This window comes from Methylorubrum rhodinum (assembly GCF_014199935.1).
GTDB classification, from domain to species: Bacteria; Pseudomonadota; Alphaproteobacteria; order Rhizobiales; family Beijerinckiaceae; genus Methylobacterium; species Methylobacterium rhodinum.
Window position 1 is genome coordinate 22049 of the sequence record NZ_JACHOP010000019.1, and the last position, 14879, is coordinate 36927.

Annotated in this window: 15 protein-coding genes; 13 read left to right on the plus strand and 2 right to left on the minus strand. The window is 69.8% G+C overall.

Features of this window, described 5'->3' with window-relative positions:
- The first annotated feature begins 42 nt into the window (after window positions 1–42).
- From HNR00_RS18420 to recN, 11 genes are all read left to right on the plus strand, one after another.
- The gene (locus tag HNR00_RS18420; RefSeq protein WP_246390790.1) at window positions 43–504 is read left to right on the plus strand and encodes an endonuclease domain-containing protein; all 462 of its coding nucleotides are present in this window, start codon (window positions 43–45) and stop codon (window positions 502–504) included.
- Window positions 501–1433 carry a UDP-N-acetylmuramate dehydrogenase gene (gene murB / locus HNR00_RS18425; RefSeq protein WP_183571830.1) on the plus strand — a complete coding sequence of 311 codons (933 nt, stop codon included), beginning with the start codon at window positions 501–503 and terminating at the stop codon, window positions 1431–1433. The genes HNR00_RS18420 and murB overlap by 4 nt, the downstream gene beginning before the upstream one ends.
- A gap of 6 nt (window positions 1434–1439) precedes the next feature.
- On the plus strand, window positions 1440–1634 hold the full coding sequence (locus tag HNR00_RS18430; RefSeq protein ID WP_183571831.1) for a type II toxin-antitoxin system HicA family toxin: 195 nt from the start codon (window positions 1440–1442) through the stop codon (window positions 1632–1634).
- Window positions 1634–1840 carry a type II toxin-antitoxin system HicB family antitoxin gene (locus tag HNR00_RS18435; protein ID WP_183571832.1) on the plus strand — a complete coding sequence of 69 codons (207 nt, stop codon included), beginning with the start codon at window positions 1634–1636 and terminating at the stop codon, window positions 1838–1840. Before HNR00_RS18430 ends, HNR00_RS18435 begins: the two co-directional genes overlap by 1 nt.
- A 29-nt stretch (window positions 1841–1869) precedes the next feature.
- Window positions 1870–2793, plus strand: a complete 924-nt coding sequence (locus tag HNR00_RS18440) for a D-alanine--D-alanine ligase (protein WP_183571833.1) — start codon at window positions 1870–1872, stop codon at window positions 2791–2793.
- Window positions 2760–3698, plus strand: coding sequence for a cell division protein FtsQ/DivIB (locus HNR00_RS18445; protein WP_183571834.1), 939 nt, complete (start codon window positions 2760–2762; stop codon window positions 3696–3698). The genes HNR00_RS18440 and HNR00_RS18445 overlap by 34 nt, the downstream gene beginning before the upstream one ends.
- 59 nt (window positions 3699–3757) lie before the next feature.
- Window positions 3758–5080 carry a cell division protein FtsA gene (gene ftsA / locus HNR00_RS18450; protein ID WP_183571835.1) on the plus strand — a complete coding sequence of 441 codons (1323 nt, stop codon included), beginning with the start codon at window positions 3758–3760 and terminating at the stop codon, window positions 5078–5080.
- A 109-nt stretch (window positions 5081–5189) separates the two neighbouring features.
- Window positions 5190–6977 (plus strand): cell division protein FtsZ, encoded by a 1788-nt coding sequence (gene ftsZ / locus HNR00_RS18455; RefSeq protein ID WP_183571836.1) that lies wholly within the window; start codon window positions 5190–5192, stop codon window positions 6975–6977.
- A gap of 337 nt (window positions 6978–7314) precedes the next feature.
- Window positions 7315–8262 (plus strand): UDP-3-O-acyl-N-acetylglucosamine deacetylase, encoded by a 948-nt coding sequence (gene lpxC, locus HNR00_RS18460; protein WP_183571837.1) that lies wholly within the window; start codon window positions 7315–7317, stop codon window positions 8260–8262.
- Between the two features lie 165 nt (window positions 8263–8427).
- On the plus strand, window positions 8428–9306 hold the full coding sequence (locus HNR00_RS18465; RefSeq protein WP_183571838.1) for an outer membrane protein assembly factor BamD: 879 nt from the start codon (window positions 8428–8430) through the stop codon (window positions 9304–9306).
- A gap of 127 nt (window positions 9307–9433) precedes the next feature.
- The gene (gene recN, locus HNR00_RS18470) at window positions 9434–11140 is read left to right on the plus strand and encodes a DNA repair protein RecN (RefSeq protein ID WP_183571839.1); all 1707 of its coding nucleotides are present in this window, start codon (window positions 9434–9436) and stop codon (window positions 11138–11140) included.
- Here the strand turns inward: recN and HNR00_RS18475 are convergent.
- Entirely contained in the window at window positions 11137–11430 is a 294-nt protein-coding gene (locus tag HNR00_RS18475; protein WP_056244240.1) for an RNA polymerase sigma factor region1.1 domain-containing protein, read from the minus strand. The two genes, recN and HNR00_RS18475, sit on opposite strands and share 4 nt — an antisense overlap.
- 297 nt (window positions 11431–11727) lie before the next feature.
- Between HNR00_RS18475 and HNR00_RS18480 the strand changes: the two genes are divergently transcribed.
- Together HNR00_RS18480 and HNR00_RS18485 are read left to right on the plus strand one after the other, a co-directional pair.
- Window positions 11728–11922, plus strand: a complete 195-nt coding sequence (locus HNR00_RS18480) for a hypothetical protein (protein ID WP_183571840.1) — start codon at window positions 11728–11730, stop codon at window positions 11920–11922.
- Window positions 11922–12485 carry a hypothetical protein gene (locus tag HNR00_RS18485; protein ID WP_183571841.1) on the plus strand — a complete coding sequence of 188 codons (564 nt, stop codon included), beginning with the start codon at window positions 11922–11924 and terminating at the stop codon, window positions 12483–12485. Before HNR00_RS18480 ends, HNR00_RS18485 begins: the two co-directional genes overlap by 1 nt.
- Window positions 12486–12510: 25 nt before the next feature.
- On the opposite strand, the gene HNR00_RS18490 is transcribed toward HNR00_RS18485, so the two are convergent.
- Window positions 12511–14808 (minus strand): FdhF/YdeP family oxidoreductase, encoded by a 2298-nt coding sequence (locus HNR00_RS18490; RefSeq protein WP_183571842.1) that lies wholly within the window; start codon window positions 14806–14808, stop codon window positions 12511–12513.
- Window positions 14809–14879: the final 71 nt, after the last annotated feature.

Here is a 14879-nt window from a genome sequence, read left to right on the forward strand (position 1 = left end):
AGGCGCCAGCTTCGGCACGATTTGACGGAGGCCGAACGCCGCTTGTGGTTTCGTCTTCGGGATCGTCGCCTCGCTGGCTTCAAGTTCGTGCGGCAGGAGAGTGTCGGCTCTTATGTGGCCGATTTCTGCTGTCGCGAGGCGAAGCTGATCATTGAAATCGACGGAAGCCAGCACGCCGACAATCCCCGTGACACCATTCGAGACACGTGGCTCGCATCACAAGGCTACCGCGTGTTGCGCTTCTGGAACGCGGAGGCCATGACGAACACGATCGGCGTGCTCGACACGATCCTGGCCGCGCTTCCCCCCTCTCCCCGCGTGCGGGGAGAGGGTCGCGACGACCTCGTCGTCGGCGCGACGAGCGGTAGCGAAGGTGAGGGGGCTTGTCCGCCCGAGCCTCATTCGTTGCCGCCCCCTCACCCCCGGCTGCCGCCTCGCTTCGGCGACGACGAGGTCGCCGAAGCCCTCTCCCCGCGTGCGGGGAGAGGGGGAGACTCTGGATGACTGCCTCTTCGAACCTCACCGACGCCATCCGCGCCGCTGCACCCAACCTCCGCGGCCGGCTTCTCGAGAACCAGTCGCTGTCCGACCTCACGTGGTTTCGCGTCGGCGGGCCCGCCGAGGTGCTGTTCAGCCCGGCCGACGAGGAGGATCTTTCGCAGTTCCTCGCCGCCCTCGATCCGGCCGTGCCGGTGACCGTGATCGGGCTGGGCTCGAACCTGATCGTGCGCGACGGTGGCATTCCCGGCGTGACGATCCGGCTCGGGGGCAAAGCGTTCGGCTCGGTCGCGATCGACGGCGAGACGATCCGCGCCGGCACCGCGGTGCCCGACATGCGCCTCGCCAAGACTTCCGCCGAGGCGTCCCTCGACGGGCTCGCCTTCTTCCGCGGCATCCCCGGCTCGGTCGGCGGAGCGCTCCGCATGAACGCCGGGGCGCATGGCGGCGAGACCACCGACGTGCTGACGCAGGCCCGCGGCATCGACCGCAAGGGGGAAGCCCGGACCTTCACCCACGCCGAGATGGGATTCCGCTATCGCCATTCCTCGGCCCCCGGCGACGTTATTTTTACGAGCGCGACCTTCCGTGGCCGTCCGGGTGATCGACAAGAAATCGAAGCCGAAATGGATCGGGTCACGGCGGCCCGCGAGGCGGCTCAGCCGATTCGCGAGCGCACCGGCGGCTCGACCTTCAAGAACCCGGAGGGCGGCAAGGCCTGGCAGCTCATCGACGCCGCCGGCTGCCGCGGGCTGACACTGGGCGGGGCCCAGGTCTCGGAGATGCACTGCAACTTCCTTATCAACCGCGGCGGGGCGACAGCCGCCGACATCGAGGGCCTCGGCGAGGAAGTCCGCCGCCGGGTGCGCGAGTCGTCCGGAGTCGAGCTGCATTGGGAGATCAAGCGGATCGGCGTCGACCGGTCCGAGGTGTGAGCGGCGGTGAAGGTCCGTGAGATCATCCGCCTGATCGAGGCTGACGGATGGAGCCTCGTCGCGACACGCGGCTCTCATCGGCAGTACAAGCATCCGACGAAGCCCGGCCGCGTCACTGTAGCGGGCGCCCCATCGGACGAAATCGCGCCCGGAACGCGGGGGAGCATCCTCAAGCAGGCGGGCCTGAAGGGACAGGACTGATGCGCTACGCCGTCGTCATCGAGCGGGCCGGAGACAATTTTTCGGCCTACGTGCCCGATCTGCCGGGCTGCATCGCCACTGCGCCGACCCCCGAGGCCGTCGAGAGCGAGATTCGCGAGGCCATCCGCTTCCACATCGACGGACTGCGCGCCGACGGCGAGCCCGTGCCCGAGCCGACCAGCCGGGCTGAGTACGTCGACGCCTAATTTTTTCGGCCGACTTCCGGAGCCATCCCATGTCCAAGCACGTCGCCGTCCTGATGGGCGGCTGGTCCTCCGAGCGGGAGATCTCGCTGCGCTCCGGCAATGCCTGCGCCCGGGCGCTGGAAGGGGAGGGGTTCCGGGTCACGCCCGTCGATGTCGGGCCCGACATCGCCGCCGTGCTGACCGCGCTTGCGCCCGACGTGGCGCTCAACGCGCTTCACGGGCCGGCGGGCGAGGACGGGACGATCCAGGGCCTGCTCGAAATCCTCAAGATTCCCTACACTCATTCCGGCGTGCTGGCCTCGGCGCTCGCCATGCACAAGGAGCGTGCCAAAACGGTCATGCGGGCGGCCGGAGTCTCGGTGCCGGAGGGCCGCGTCGTTAACCGTCATGATGCGGCGAAGTCACACCCGTTAACCCCTCCGTATGTCGTGAAGCCCATCGCCGAGGGCTCCTCCATGGGGGTCATCATCGTGCGCGACGGGCGCTCGCATCCGCCCCAGATCCTGGCTTCCGACGCGTGGACCTACGGCGAGGAAGTCCTTGCGGAGACTTACGTTGCCGGCCGCGAACTGACCTGCGCCGTGATCGGCGACCGGGCGCTCGGCGTCACCGAGATCAAGCCGGTCTCGGGGGAGTGGTACGACTTCGACGCGAAGTACGCCGGAGGCGGGTCGATCCACGTCCTTCCCGCCGATCTTAAACCAAATGTTTACCAGCGTGTCCAAGAGTTGGCGTTAACGGCGCATCAAGCACTGGGATGCCGTGGCGTCAGCCGTGCCGACCTTCGTTACGACGACACGCCGGGGGGAACCGGCGCCCTCGTCGTGCTGGAGGTCAACACGCAGCCCGGCATGACCCAGACGAGCCTTGTGCCGGAGATCGCGGCCCACGCAGGCCTGAGTTTCGGTGAACTCGTCCGATGGATGGTGGAGGACGCTTCTCTCAGCCGCTGAACGCTTCCGGCCTCGGAAGCGGCGGAGCCCCCGCGGGGTTCCGGCTGCGGCTGCCCCGGTTCCTGCGGCGGTTTTCCGCCCGCCGCCTGCGCGTGGCCGCGCCGATCGAGCAGCGCGTGCCGCGGCTCGCCGGCATCGCTTTGGTCTCCGGTCTCTCCGGTGTCCTGGCACTGGCCGGCTTCGTGGCGAGCGGGCGCTACGACGCCTTCGTCGCCGAGAACGGGCGGCCCCTCGACATCATGGCCCGCATCGCCGGCTTCGGCGTCGAGCGGGTGACGATCTCCGGCATCTCGCGGATGTACGAGCGCGAGGTGCTCTCCGCCGCCGGGATCGACTGGCGCTCCTCGGTGCCCTTCCTCGACCTCGACCGGGCGCGCGAGCGCCTGCTCGCCGAGCCGCTCATCGCCAGCGTGTCGGTGCGCAAGCTCTATCCCAACGAGATCGTGATCAACCAGGTCGAGCGCGAGCCCGCCGCCCTCTGGCAGCGCAACGGCGAGATCCAGGTGATCGCCGCCGACGGCACCGTGATCGACGAGATGCGCGACGAGCGCTACGTCAACCTGCCCCTCGTCGTGGGGGAGGGGGCCAACGCCCGCCTCACCGAATATCTCGGGCTGATCGAGGCCGCCGGGCCGCTCGGGTCGCGCATCAAGGCCGGCACCTTCGTCTCCGGCCGGCGCTGGACGCTCAAGCTCGACGGCGTCGACATCCGCCTGCCCGAGACCGGCGCGGCCGAGGCGCTGACCCGGCTGGTACGGATCGAGCGCGAGAACCGCATCCTCGACAAGGACATCATCGCCGTCGACCTGCGCATGGCCGACCGCGTCGTGGTGCGCCTCACCGAGGAGGCCGCCGCCGCCCGTGCCGAGAGCCGCAAGAAGCCGAAGAAGGCGACGCCGACATGAGCGCCCGCCCGACCACCCTCCGCCTCGTTCCCCGCCGTGTTCTCGCCGAGTAGCGTCCGATGCAGACCCCCCACTGCCTCACGCCGCGCCTGAAGCCGCTCTCCGCCCGCCGGAGCGCGACCCTGTCGGTGCTCGACATCGGCACCAGCAAGGTCGTGTGCCTCATCGCCGAATTGCAGCCGGCCGAGGCGGTCTCGACCCTGCGGGGCCGCACCCACCTCGCCCGCATCATCGGCATCGGCCATCAGCGCTCCCTCGGGCTGAAGGGCGGCGCCATCGTCGATCTGGAGGCCGCCGAGGGCGCGATCCGTCACGCGGTGCATGCCGCCGAGCGGATGGCCAAGGCCGAGGTCCAGTCGGTCATCGTCAACATCTCCGGCGGGCGCCTCGCCTCGCAGCATTTCGAGGCGCGGGTGAACGTCCGCTCCGGCACCGTCACCGGCGCCGATGTCGAGCGCGTGCTGGAGACCGCGAGCGCCCACGGCGTCAGCCCCGGACGTGCCGTGCTCCACGCCCTGCCGACCGGCTACGCGCTGGACGGCCAGGGCGCGGTGATCGACCCGTCCGGCATGATCGGCGATTCGCTCGGCGTCGATCTCCACGTCGTCACCGCGGAGGCGGCCGCCGCCCGCAACCTGATGCTCGCGGTCGAGCATTGCCATCTCGGTGTCGATGCCGTGATCGCCACCCCCTACGCCGCCGGCCTCTCGGCGCTCGTCGACGACGAGGCCGAACTCGGCTGCGTCGTCGTCGACATGGGCGGCGGCACCACCAGCGTCGGCGTGTTCACCGGCGGCCACCTCGTCCATTGCGACGCGGTCGCGGTCGGCGGGCACCACGTCACCATGGACATCGCCCGCGGCCTCTCGACCCGCGTCTCGGTCGCCGAGCGGCTGAAGACCCTCTACGGCTCGGCCATCGCCACGCCGTCCGACGAGCGCGACATGATCGCGGTCCACGGCGTCGGCGAGGACGAGGGCGAGGCGCCCTCCCACGTGCCGCGCTCGCAACTCGTGCGCATCGTCAAGCCGCGGGTCGAGGAAGTGCTCGAACTGGTGCGCGACCGCCTGCGCAACGCCGGCTTCGGCGCCCAGGCCGGCCGCCGGGTGATCCTGACGGGCGGGGCGAGCCAGCTCGTCGGCCTGCCGGAGACGGCCCGGCGCATCCTCCAGGGACAGGTCCGCATCGGGCGCCCGCTCGGCATCCGCGGTCTGCCGGAAGCCGCCAAGGGCCCCGCCTTCTCGGCCTCGGTCGGGATGCTGGTCTACCCGCAGGTCGCGCATGCGGAGCATTTCGAGCCGCGGGGGCAGGGCGCCTTCGCCGGCACGGGAACGGACGGATACTTTTCACGGGTCGGTCGCTGGATCCGCGAGAGCTTCTGAAGAACGACCCGCCCAGCCGAGAGGTGAAGGGCGGGGAAAAGAACAGGGCAGGCGTCCTCAGGGCGTCGATCAGACAATCTTTCAAGCAGTCACGAAGGGCACGACCACCATGGCCATCTCTCTTCAGGCTCCCGATATCCGCGAGCTCAAGCCCCGCATCACCGTCTTCGGCGTCGGCGGCGCGGGCGGCAACGCCGTCAACAACATGATCGAGTCGGGGCTCCTCGGCTGCGAGTTCGTCGTGGCCAACACCGACGCCCAGGCACTCACCTCCTCGAAGGCCGAGCGGGTGATCCAGATGGGCATCGGCGTCACGCAGGGCCTCGGCGCGGGCTCGCACCCCGAGGTCGGCTCGGCGGCGGCCGAAGAGGTGATCGACGAGATCCGCGACCAGCTCTCGGGCGCGCATATGTGCTTCATCACCGCCGGCATGGGCGGCGGCACCGGCACGGGTGCGGCCCCGGTCATCGCCCGTGCGGCGCGCGACATGGGCATCCTCACGGTCGGCGTCGTGACCAAGCCCTTCCAGTTCGAGGGCATGCGCCGGATGCGCACGGCGGAGGCCGGCATCCAGGAGCTTCAGGCCGCGGTCGACACGCTCATCGTCATCCCGAACCAGAACCTGTTCCGCGTCGCCAACGAGAAGACCACCTTCGCCGACGCCTTCGCGATGGCCGATCAGGTGCTCTACTCGGGCGTGGCCTGCATCACCGACCTCATGGTCAAGGAAGGCCTGATCAACCTCGACTTCGCCGACGTGCGCGCGATCATGCGCGGCATGGGCAAGGCGATGATGGGCACCGGCGAGGCCTCCGGCGAGAACCGCGCCAACCGCGCCGCGGAAGCCGCCATCGCCAACCCGCTCCTCGACGAGGTGTCGATGAAGGGCGCCCGCGGCCTCTTGATCTCGATCACCGGCGGCTCGGACCTGACCCTCTACGAACTCGACGAGGCCGCCACCCGCATCCGCGAGGAGGTCGATCAGGACGCCAACATCATCCTCGGTGCCACTTTCGACGAGAGCCTCGACGGCATCATCCGCGTGTCGGTGGTCGCCACCGGCATCGAGCCGGCGCTGATCTCGGCCGATTCGCCGAACAACCCGGAGATCGCCCAGACCGAGCAGCGCATCGCCGAGGTGGCCGAGCGCCTGCGCGCCGAGGCCCGCGCCCGCGCTTCCGCCGCGCTCTCGCCCGCGAGCCCCACCGCCGCCCCGCTCCACGCCCAGCGCCCGGCCCCCGAGCCGGTACGGGCCGCCGAGGCCGCACCCGCCTCGCGTCCGGCGATGCCGGAGGCCGTCGCCGCCGAGCCGGTGCGGGCCGAAACCTTTCGCGGCGACACCTTTCGTCCCGAGCCGGCCCCGGTCTTGCATCACCACGACGTGATGTTGACCCAGGCCCCCGCCCGCGTCGCCGCCCCGGCCTACGAGCCGCCGGTTCCGGCCGCCCCCGTACAGGACGCCGCCCCGCTCGGCGCCGGCCCCTACGTGCCGCCGCGCCCGCAGCTGGCCCGTCCGCCGCGCATGCCGCAGATCTCGGACCTGCCGCCCCACACCCAGGCGCAGATCCTCAAGAGCCGCGGCGACGAGCCGGTGTCCGAGCCCGCTCCGGACTCCAAGCGGATGACCCTGCTGCGCCGTCTCGCCACCGTCGGCTTCGGCGGGCGCCGCGAGGAGGCCGAGGCCGCCCCGCTGCCGCCGGCCCCCCGCGCCGCCGCTCCGGCCCCGTCGATCCCGGCGCCCCGCGTCGAGCACGCGGTGCGCGCGCCGGCCCCCCAGGCGCCGCAATATCGCCCCGCCGCCGGCCATCTCGACCCGCAGGGTCGCGCCCTGCCGCCGCGGATGATGGAGGACGACCAGCTCGAGATCCCGGCCTTCCTCCGCCGGCAGGCGAACTGAGAAGCGTTGCCGTGATGGGCTGACGCTGCGCGTCAGCCGTCACTGGGATATTTCGGCCACAGACCCGGGACCGTAAGGTTCCGGGTTTAGCTGCTTGTTAACACACGGATGATAAAAGGCTTTTCAAAGATCGTGGCGAAACCGTGGCTGTAACAGATCGTAAGAATCCGTGATTTGGCCGGTGTGTGCGCCGCAGCTATACACACCCTCGGAACGACGAAAGGCGCGAACGGCGGTCACAGCCGGAGCGCTCGCAGAGGCTTCAAGCAGCGGACGGACTTCACGCATCGTGCTTCCCGAAGGGCGCGCGCGAAGGATCCTGGCCGAGGGCTAAGGTATGCGGACGAACCAACAAACAACGATCAAAGCGTCCGTGACCCTCACCGGCATCGGCGTCCACTCCGGGAACCCGGCGGAGATCATTCTCCACCCAGCCCCCGCCAATCACGGTGTCAGTTTCCTCCGCACCGGAACGCCGACCGGCAACGACCGGCTCATCAAGGCCCACTACGCCTGCGTTTCCGCCACCGAGCTCTGCACCGTCGTCGGCGACAACGAGACCGGTGCCGTCGCCACCATCGAGCACCTGATGTCCGCCCTCTACGGATTGGGCGTCGACAACGTCCTCGTCGAGATCGACGGGCCCGAGATGCCGATCCTCGACGGCAGTGCCCGCCTCTTCGTCCAGGCCATCGACGGCGTCGGCCTCACGACCTGCAGCGCCCCGCGCCGCTGGATCAAGGTGCTCCAGCCGGTCCGCATCGAGTCCGGCCGCGCCTTCGCCGAGCTCCGCCCGATCGACCGCGGCTTCCGCCTCGACGTGGAGATCGATTTCGAATCCCCGGTGATCGGCCGCTCGCGCAAGGCGATGGACCTGACGCCGGCCGCCTATCGCCGCGAGATCGCGGGCGCCCGCACCTTCGGCATGATGAAGGACGTGGAGCGCTACTGGAAGGCCGGCTTCGCGCTGGGCGCCTCCCTCGACAACACGGTTGCCGTCGGCGAGACCGCGGTCGTCAACCCGGAAGGCCTGCGCTTTCCGGACGAGTTCGTCCGCCACAAGATCCTCGACGCCGTCGGCGACCTCGCGCTGGCCGGCCTGCCGATCCAGGGCGCCTACCGCTCCTATTGCGGCGGCCACCGCATGAATGTCGGCATCCTCCAGGCCCTGTTCGCCGACCGCGCGAACTACGCCATCGTCGAGGGCCAAGGCGCCCGCCGCGAGCCCGCGCGGGCCGAGTACGGCGCGGCCCTGGGGCTCGCCGCCTTCGCCGCCGAACTGTAACCGACAAGACACAGGTCCGCCGCTCCGGCGCGCCGCACGGGATTCCTTAACATCTCGTCGGAACCTGCCGCTTTCGCGCCAGAATCGGACCTCAACGCTAGAGCCTGCGCGTAGGACGCGTGCCGCTCTTTCGAGTGGCCCGTGCCTGACAGGGATTTGACCGCGATGCCTCTGACCCTTCCGACCCGTGGCGCGATGGCGGCCGTCCTCCTCAGCCTCGGGGTCGGCCTCGGCGGCTGCGACGCCCTCGACCCGTCGAACCTGTTCGCCGAGAAGTACAAGCCCGAGGTGGTCGCCGACACGCCGGCCGACAAGCTCTACAGCGACGGCCTCGCGAAGATGGAGGACAAGGATTACGAGGGCGCCTCGAAGTCCTTCGACCAGCTCGACAAGCAGTATTCCTACTCCGACTGGTCGCGCAGAGCTCTGCTGATGACCGCCTACTCGAACTACGAGGGCGCGAAGTACGACGACGCGATCACCGCCTCGAAGCGCTATCTCCAACGCCATCCCGCCAGCAAGGATGCGGCCTACGCCCAGTACCTGATGGCGATGTCGCAATATAAGCAGATCCCGGACGTGACCCGCGATCAGGAGCGCTCCGAGCGCGCCCTCGTCGCCCTGCAGGAACTCGTCCAGAAGTACCCGACCTCCGAGTACGCCAACGACGCCAAGGCGAAGATCCAGATCACCCGCGACCAGCTCGCGGCCAAGGAGATGGAGGTCGGCCGCTTCTACCTCGAGAAGCGCTCCTTCCCGGCGGCGATCAACCGGTTTCGCGACGTGATCTCGAAGTACCAGACCACCCGCCACACCGAGGAGGCGCTGGAGCGTCTCGTCGAGGCCTACATGGCGCTCGGCATCACCGGCGAGGCGCAGAACGCCGCGGCCGTGCTCGGCCACAACTTCCCCGACAGCCCCTGGTACAAGGACGCCTACGCGCTCCTGCAGACCGGCGGCCTGGAGCCCCGCGAGGAGAAGTCCTCCTGGCTCAGCCGCGCGTTCCGCGCCGTCACCGGCCAGAAGACCGCCTCGGCCGATTGAGGCCGCGCGCAGGGATCGGACGGACGAGGGGCGCGGCATCGGCCGCGCCCTTCTTTTTTCGCGTGAAGTCCGGCGCGCGCCGCCGTAAGAGACGCCGTCCGTTCACGACAGGAATTTCCGGCGCGGCATGCTCGTCCAGCTCGCGATCCGCGACATCGTTCTGATCGACAAGCTCGACCTCGCCTTCTCCGGGGGGCTCACCGTGCTCACCGGGGAGACCGGTGCGGGCAAGTCGATCCTGCTCGACGCCTTCGCGCTGGCCCTCGGCGGGCGCGGCGACGGCGGGCTCGTGCGCCACGGCGAGCCGCAGGGCGGCGTCACGGCGGTGTTCGACCTGCCCGCCGACCATCCCGCACGGGCCGTCGCGGCGGCGGCCGAGATCGACACCGACGGCGACCTGATCCTGCGCCGCACCCAGTTCGCCGACGGGCGCACCCGCGCCTTCGTCAACGACCAGCCGGTCGGCGTGCAGACCATGCGGGCGATCGGCACCGCCCTCGTGGAAATCCACGGCCAGCACGACGACCGGGCGCTCGCCGACCCGACCACCCACCGCGCCATCCTCGACGCCTTCGGCGGCCTCCAGGGTCCGCTCGCCGCGGTGGCCTCCGCGGCCAAGCGCGTGCGCGCCGCCCGCACGGCCTTGTCCGAGCAGCGCGCCCGCGTCGAGGCGGCGCAGAAGGAGGCCGACTTCCTCCGCCACGCGGTGGACGAACTCGGCGCCCTCGATCCGCAGGGAGGCGAGGAAGCGAGCCTGGCCGAGCGCCGTACGCTGATGCAGCAGGGCGAGAAGGTCGCCCGCGAGCTGAACGAGGCGCTCGACCTCGTCGGCGGCTCGGGCTCGATGGTGCCGCACCTCTCCTCCGCCCTGCGCCGGCTGGAGCGCCGCGCCGCCACGGTCCCGAGCCTGGTCGAGCCGAGCATCCTCGCCCTCGACGCAGCGCTGACCGCCCTGGACGAGGCCCGCACGTCGCTGGACGCGGCGGTGCTCGCCGCCGAGTTCGATCCGCGCGAACTGGAGCGGGTGGAGGAGCGCCTGTTCGCCCTGCGCGCCGCCTCGCGAAAGTATTCGGTGCCGGCGGACGACCTCGCCGACCTGCGCAGCCGCTACGATGCGGATGTGGCCGCCCTCGACGCGGGCGAGAAGGCCCTTTCGGGTCTGGAAGCCGAGCAGGCGGCGGCGGAAGCGGCCTACGCGGCGGCGGCCAAGAAACTCGGCGATGGGCGCCGCCGCGCCGCCAAGGCGCTCGACGCCGCGGTGCAGGCCGAACTGCCGCCGCTGAAGCTGGAGGGCGCCCGCTTCATCACCCAGATCAGCGTCGACGAGGCCTCCCGCGATGCGTCGGGCACCGAACGGGTGGAGTTCTGGGCGCAGACCAATCCCGGCACCCGCGCCGGCCCGATGATGAAGGTCGCCTCCGGCGGCGAGCTGTCGCGCTTCATGCTGGCGCTCAAGGTGGTGCTCGCCGGCAAGGGCTCGGCCCCGACGCTGATCTTCGACGAGATCGACACCGGCCTCGGCGGCGCGGTCGCCGACGCCATCGGCGCGCGGCTCGGGCGCTTGGCCGCGCAGGTTCAGGTCGTGGCGGTGACCCACGCCCCCCAGGTCGCGGCGCGGGCCGGCACGCATTTCCGCATCGCCAAGGACAGCGTGAAGGGCGAGAAGGGGGCGGCCAAGGCGAAGGGCAAGGCCGAGGAGCGCGTCACCACCCGCGTGGTCGGCCTCGCAGCGGAGGCGCGCCGGGAGGAAATCGCCCGGATGCTCGCCGGCGCCACCATCACCGACGAGGCCCGCGCCGCGGCGGCGCGGCTGCTGCAGGGGGCCGAGGGCTAATCGCCCTCGTCCAGCTCGATCCCGTACTCGGCCAGCACCCAAAAGATCGCTTCGAGATCGTCCGCGGTCACGTCGCGCGGCGGCAGCGCCTCTTCGAGGTCGTCGTAGGTGAGCGAGCGGCGCCGCTCGGCATCCGCCTTGGCGAGCAGGCGGTCGACGGTCATGCGGATGTCGGCCGGCAGGGCGTCGTGGCTCGGCAGCACGACCCCGCCCGCCGGGCGAAGGGCGTCGCTGAGCAGGCGATCGATGATCGCCTGCCGCCGCGCATGGGCTCCGTCCGGTCCATCCATGGGGCGGAATATGGACCGGCGCGGGCCGGCGTCGAGTCTCGGCACCGCAACGGGGGAGTGCGTGATGTGACCGGTCTCGGCCACCGCGCATGACGTGTCACAGGATAGGGTGGTGAAGGCAGCGTTTGGCTGTAGCGAGGCCGATCCGGGGGAGTCGGTGGCGACCGGAGTGTCGGTGGAGATCGCGTGCGATCGTCTGGAAGCCAGCGGAGCAATTAAACCCGTCAGCATCGCATCCCGTCTTGCAGCGCATCGATCACGGTGCCAGCATCCCACCGTCAGGCAGAGATCGTCGGCATGTCGCCCAAGGGGCCAAGCTCAGCAACCCGCTCGTCCGTTTCGGGCCGATACACCCTGGCTAAAGCCGGGCGCGGCACGCCGGCGACGGTAACGAAGGATGTCGCGGCGCGGGTCGAGGCGTCGTGGAAGCGCGCCAGCGAGGCGACGGGCGCTTTCCAGTCCAAAGACAAGTCGTCGGCGCCGAAGCGCTGATGCCGACCAACGACCGCGAGGTGTTTCAGCACCTCACCGGCGACCCGAACCACTCGGACGTCAGCAACTTCCTCACCTACGCGCAATTCGCCTTCGATCGACGGGAGTGGTTCGCCCACCGGACCCGGGAGGATGGCCGGGAGCCGACCGAGGAAATGGTCGCGGCCTGGACCATGAACCATACGCCCCACAGCTTCGAGCAGTTGCGGCTGCGCGCCCAGAGCTTCTTCGATTACGCCGCCCGCGACTACATGCAGGACGAGATCGAGGCGGCACGGCAGGAAGCCCTGCAGAGCGGCGTGCTGCGCGAGGTGGCCAGCGCGACCAAGGCTCAGGAGCTTGGGCTGAAGGCCACCCTGGAGCAGGTGAAGTCGGCAGGGGCGCTCTGGCGTCAAGCCGCCATCGCCCTGCTGACGGCCATCCTCGCACCCATCATCATCGGCGGCATCCTCGCCCTGGCCCTGCTCGGCGAGAAGGCCATCCCGACAATCGCGGGCGTCAAGGACGCTGTCTCAAGACAGGCCGCTCCCCCCGACGCGGCGAAGCCGGACGGTCAGCGGTAGACCGCCCTTTTCCACCCGGCAGGTCTCAGGCCGGCGCGGCCGTCCTGGTGACCCGCACCGGAATCGCCTTCGCGGCCGGCACCTTGGCCTGCACGTCGTGGTGCCAGAGCGGGATCAGCACGTTCAGCTCCGGATAGTAGCCGCCGCAATTGCCCTCGGGGATGTCGTAGCGGACGATCCTCAGGCCTCTGACAACACGGTCGAACCCGTCTGACGCGTCGGTGGCCACGTCTACCGTCTCGCCGTCGGCGAGCCCCAGGCGGGCGATGTCGTTCTCGTTCATGAAGAGGATGTCGCGGGTGCCTTTCACGCCGCGAAAGCGGTCGTGATAGCCGTAGACCGTGGTGTTGAACTGGTCGTTCGAGCGCAGCGTGATGAGGTCGAGCACCTCGCGCCCGCGGGCCGGCATATCCGGGTCCTCCTCCAGCCCGTCCGGCGGAACTACGAAGTTGGCCTTGCCGGTGTCGGTCTCCCACTTGCGCTCGCGGGCGGCGATCGGCTTGTGCTGGCCGCCGGGCTCGAACAGGCGCGCGTTGAAGTTCTTGAATGTCTCGGGGTAGGTCGCCTCGATGGCGTCGCGGACCTTGGCGTAATCGCCGACCCAGGCGTCCCAATCGAGCTTCGGGTTCGGCGCCAGCGTCGCCTTGGCGAGTTCGGCCACGATCCACGGCTCGGAGCGGACATGGTCGCTGATCGGGCTCGCCACACCCTTGGAGCCGTGGAAGCAGGAGCTCGAATCCTCCATCGACACCGCCTGCGGGCCGCTCTTCTGCTCGTCCACCTCGATTCGCCCGAGGCAGGGCAGGATGTAGGCGATCTCGCCCCGGACGAGGTGCGAGCGGTTGAGCTTGGTCGAAATCTGCACGGTGAGGCGCTGATGGCGCCACGCCTCCTCCATGCGCTGGGTGTCCGGCACCGCTCGGACGAAGTTGCCGCCGAGGCCGATGAAGGCCTTCACCTTGCCGTCCAGGATCGCCTCGCAGGCCTCGACCGTGTTGAGGCCCTTCTCCCGCGGCGGCTCGAAGCCGTAGAGGTCCTTCAACTTGTCGAGCGGCACGAGTTCGGGATCGTCGGCGATCCCGACGGTGCGCTGGCCCTGCACGTTGGAGTGCCCCCGCACCGGGCAGATGCCGGCGCCCGGCCGGCCGATATGCCCGCGCAGCAGCAGCAGGTTGACCAGCATCTGCACCGTCTCGGTGCCGCGGCGGTGCTGGGTCAGGCCCATGCCGTAGATGCCGATTACCGCTTGCGCCCGCGCGTAGACGGCGGCGGCCGCCTCCATCGCCTCGCGCTTGAGGCCGGACTTGCCCTCCAAAGCCGGCCAGTCGTGCCGGTCGCAGAAATTCTCGAACTTTTCGAAGCCGTGGGTGTGCTCGGCGATGAAGTCGACGTCGAGGACGCGCGGGCGGCCCTCTTCCTGCGCCGTCCGATCGGCGGCGAACAGCGCCTTGCAGATGCCGGTGATCGCCGCGATGTCGCCGCCCGCCTTGACCTGATGGTACTGGGTCGAGATCTGCGTCGAGGACTTCGTCAGCATCTCGACGGGCGATTGCGGGTCGGTGAAGCGCTCCAGGCCCCGCTCCCGCAGCGGGTTGAAGGTGATGATCGGCACGCCCCGGCGGCGGGCGTCCTGCAGCGGATGCAGCATCCGCGGCGCGTTCGAGCCGACGTTCTGGCCGAAGAACAGGATCAGGTCGGTCGCCTCGAAATCCTCCAGCACCGTCGTCCCGACCGGCACGCCGATCGATTGCGGCAGCGCCTTCGATGTCGATTCGTGGCACATGTTGGAGGAGTCGGGCAGGTTGTTGGTGCCGTACATCCGCGCGAACAGCGCGTACATGTAGCTCGTTTCCAGCGAGGCCCGGCCCGAGGCGTAGAACACCACCGAATTCGGATCGAACCCCTTCAGCTCCCGGCCGATCTCGGCGAAGGCCTCCTCCCAGGCGACCGGGACGTAGCGGTCGCGCTGGGGGTCGTAGCGCAGGGGATGGGTGATCCGGCCCTTCTCTTCGAGAGCATAGTCCGACCACGTCAGCAGTTCGGTGAGGGTGTGGCGCTCGAAGAAGTCGGGGCCGATGCGCTTACGGGTCTGCTCCCAGGCGGTGGCCTTGGCGCCGTTCTCGCAATACTCGAAGGTCGCGGGCTTGGCCGGCTTCGACCACGCGCAGGATACGCACATGAAGCCGCCGGGCTTGTTCTGCTTGAGCAGCATCGCCGCGCCGGTGACCGGAATTTGTTCGCGCGTCAGGATGTCGACGAGGGATCGCGCCGAGCCCCAGCCGCCGGCCGGGTCGGTATAGGCTTCGATCTTCTGGTCGGTCATGGCGCGCTCGCGAGGCTCCCGTGGACCTCGGCGGAACAGGGGCCGCGAACCGCCGGTTCCGGCCCGCGACG

Bases quoted from the DNA above. Each gene is read 5' to 3' on its own strand.
- murB (WP_183571830.1), top strand. From the start codon at position 501: ATGACTGCCTCTTCGAACCTCACCGACGCCATCCGCGCCGCTGCACCC.
- HNR00_RS18435 (WP_183571832.1), top strand. From the start codon at position 1,634: ATGCGCTACGCCGTCGTCATCGAGCGGGCCGGAGACAATTTTTCGGCC.
- HNR00_RS18440 (WP_183571833.1), top strand. From the start codon at position 1,870: ATGTCCAAGCACGTCGCCGTCCTGATGGGCGGCTGGTCCTCCGAGCGG.
- HNR00_RS18445 (WP_183571834.1), top strand. From the start codon at position 2,760: ATGGATGGTGGAGGACGCTTCTCTCAGCCGCTGAACGCTTCCGGCCTC.
- ftsA (WP_183571835.1), top strand. From the start codon at position 3,758: ATGCAGACCCCCCACTGCCTCACGCCGCGCCTGAAGCCGCTCTCCGCC.
- ftsZ (WP_183571836.1), top strand. From the start codon at position 5,190: ATGGCCATCTCTCTTCAGGCTCCCGATATCCGCGAGCTCAAGCCCCGC.
- lpxC (WP_183571837.1), top strand. From the start codon at position 7,315: ATGCGGACGAACCAACAAACAACGATCAAAGCGTCCGTGACCCTCACC.
- HNR00_RS18465 (WP_183571838.1), top strand. From the start codon at position 8,428: ATGCCTCTGACCCTTCCGACCCGTGGCGCGATGGCGGCCGTCCTCCTC.
- recN (WP_183571839.1), top strand. From the start codon at position 9,434: ATGCTCGTCCAGCTCGCGATCCGCGACATCGTTCTGATCGACAAGCTC.
- HNR00_RS18475 (WP_056244240.1), bottom strand. From the start codon at position 11,430: ATGGATGGACCGGACGGAGCCCATGCGCGGCGGCAGGCGATCATCGAT.
- HNR00_RS18480 (WP_183571840.1), top strand. From the start codon at position 11,728: ATGTCGCCCAAGGGGCCAAGCTCAGCAACCCGCTCGTCCGTTTCGGGC.
- HNR00_RS18485 (WP_183571841.1), top strand. From the start codon at position 11,922: ATGCCGACCAACGACCGCGAGGTGTTTCAGCACCTCACCGGCGACCCG.
- HNR00_RS18490 (WP_183571842.1), bottom strand. From the start codon at position 14,808: ATGACCGACCAGAAGATCGAAGCCTATACCGACCCGGCCGGCGGCTGG.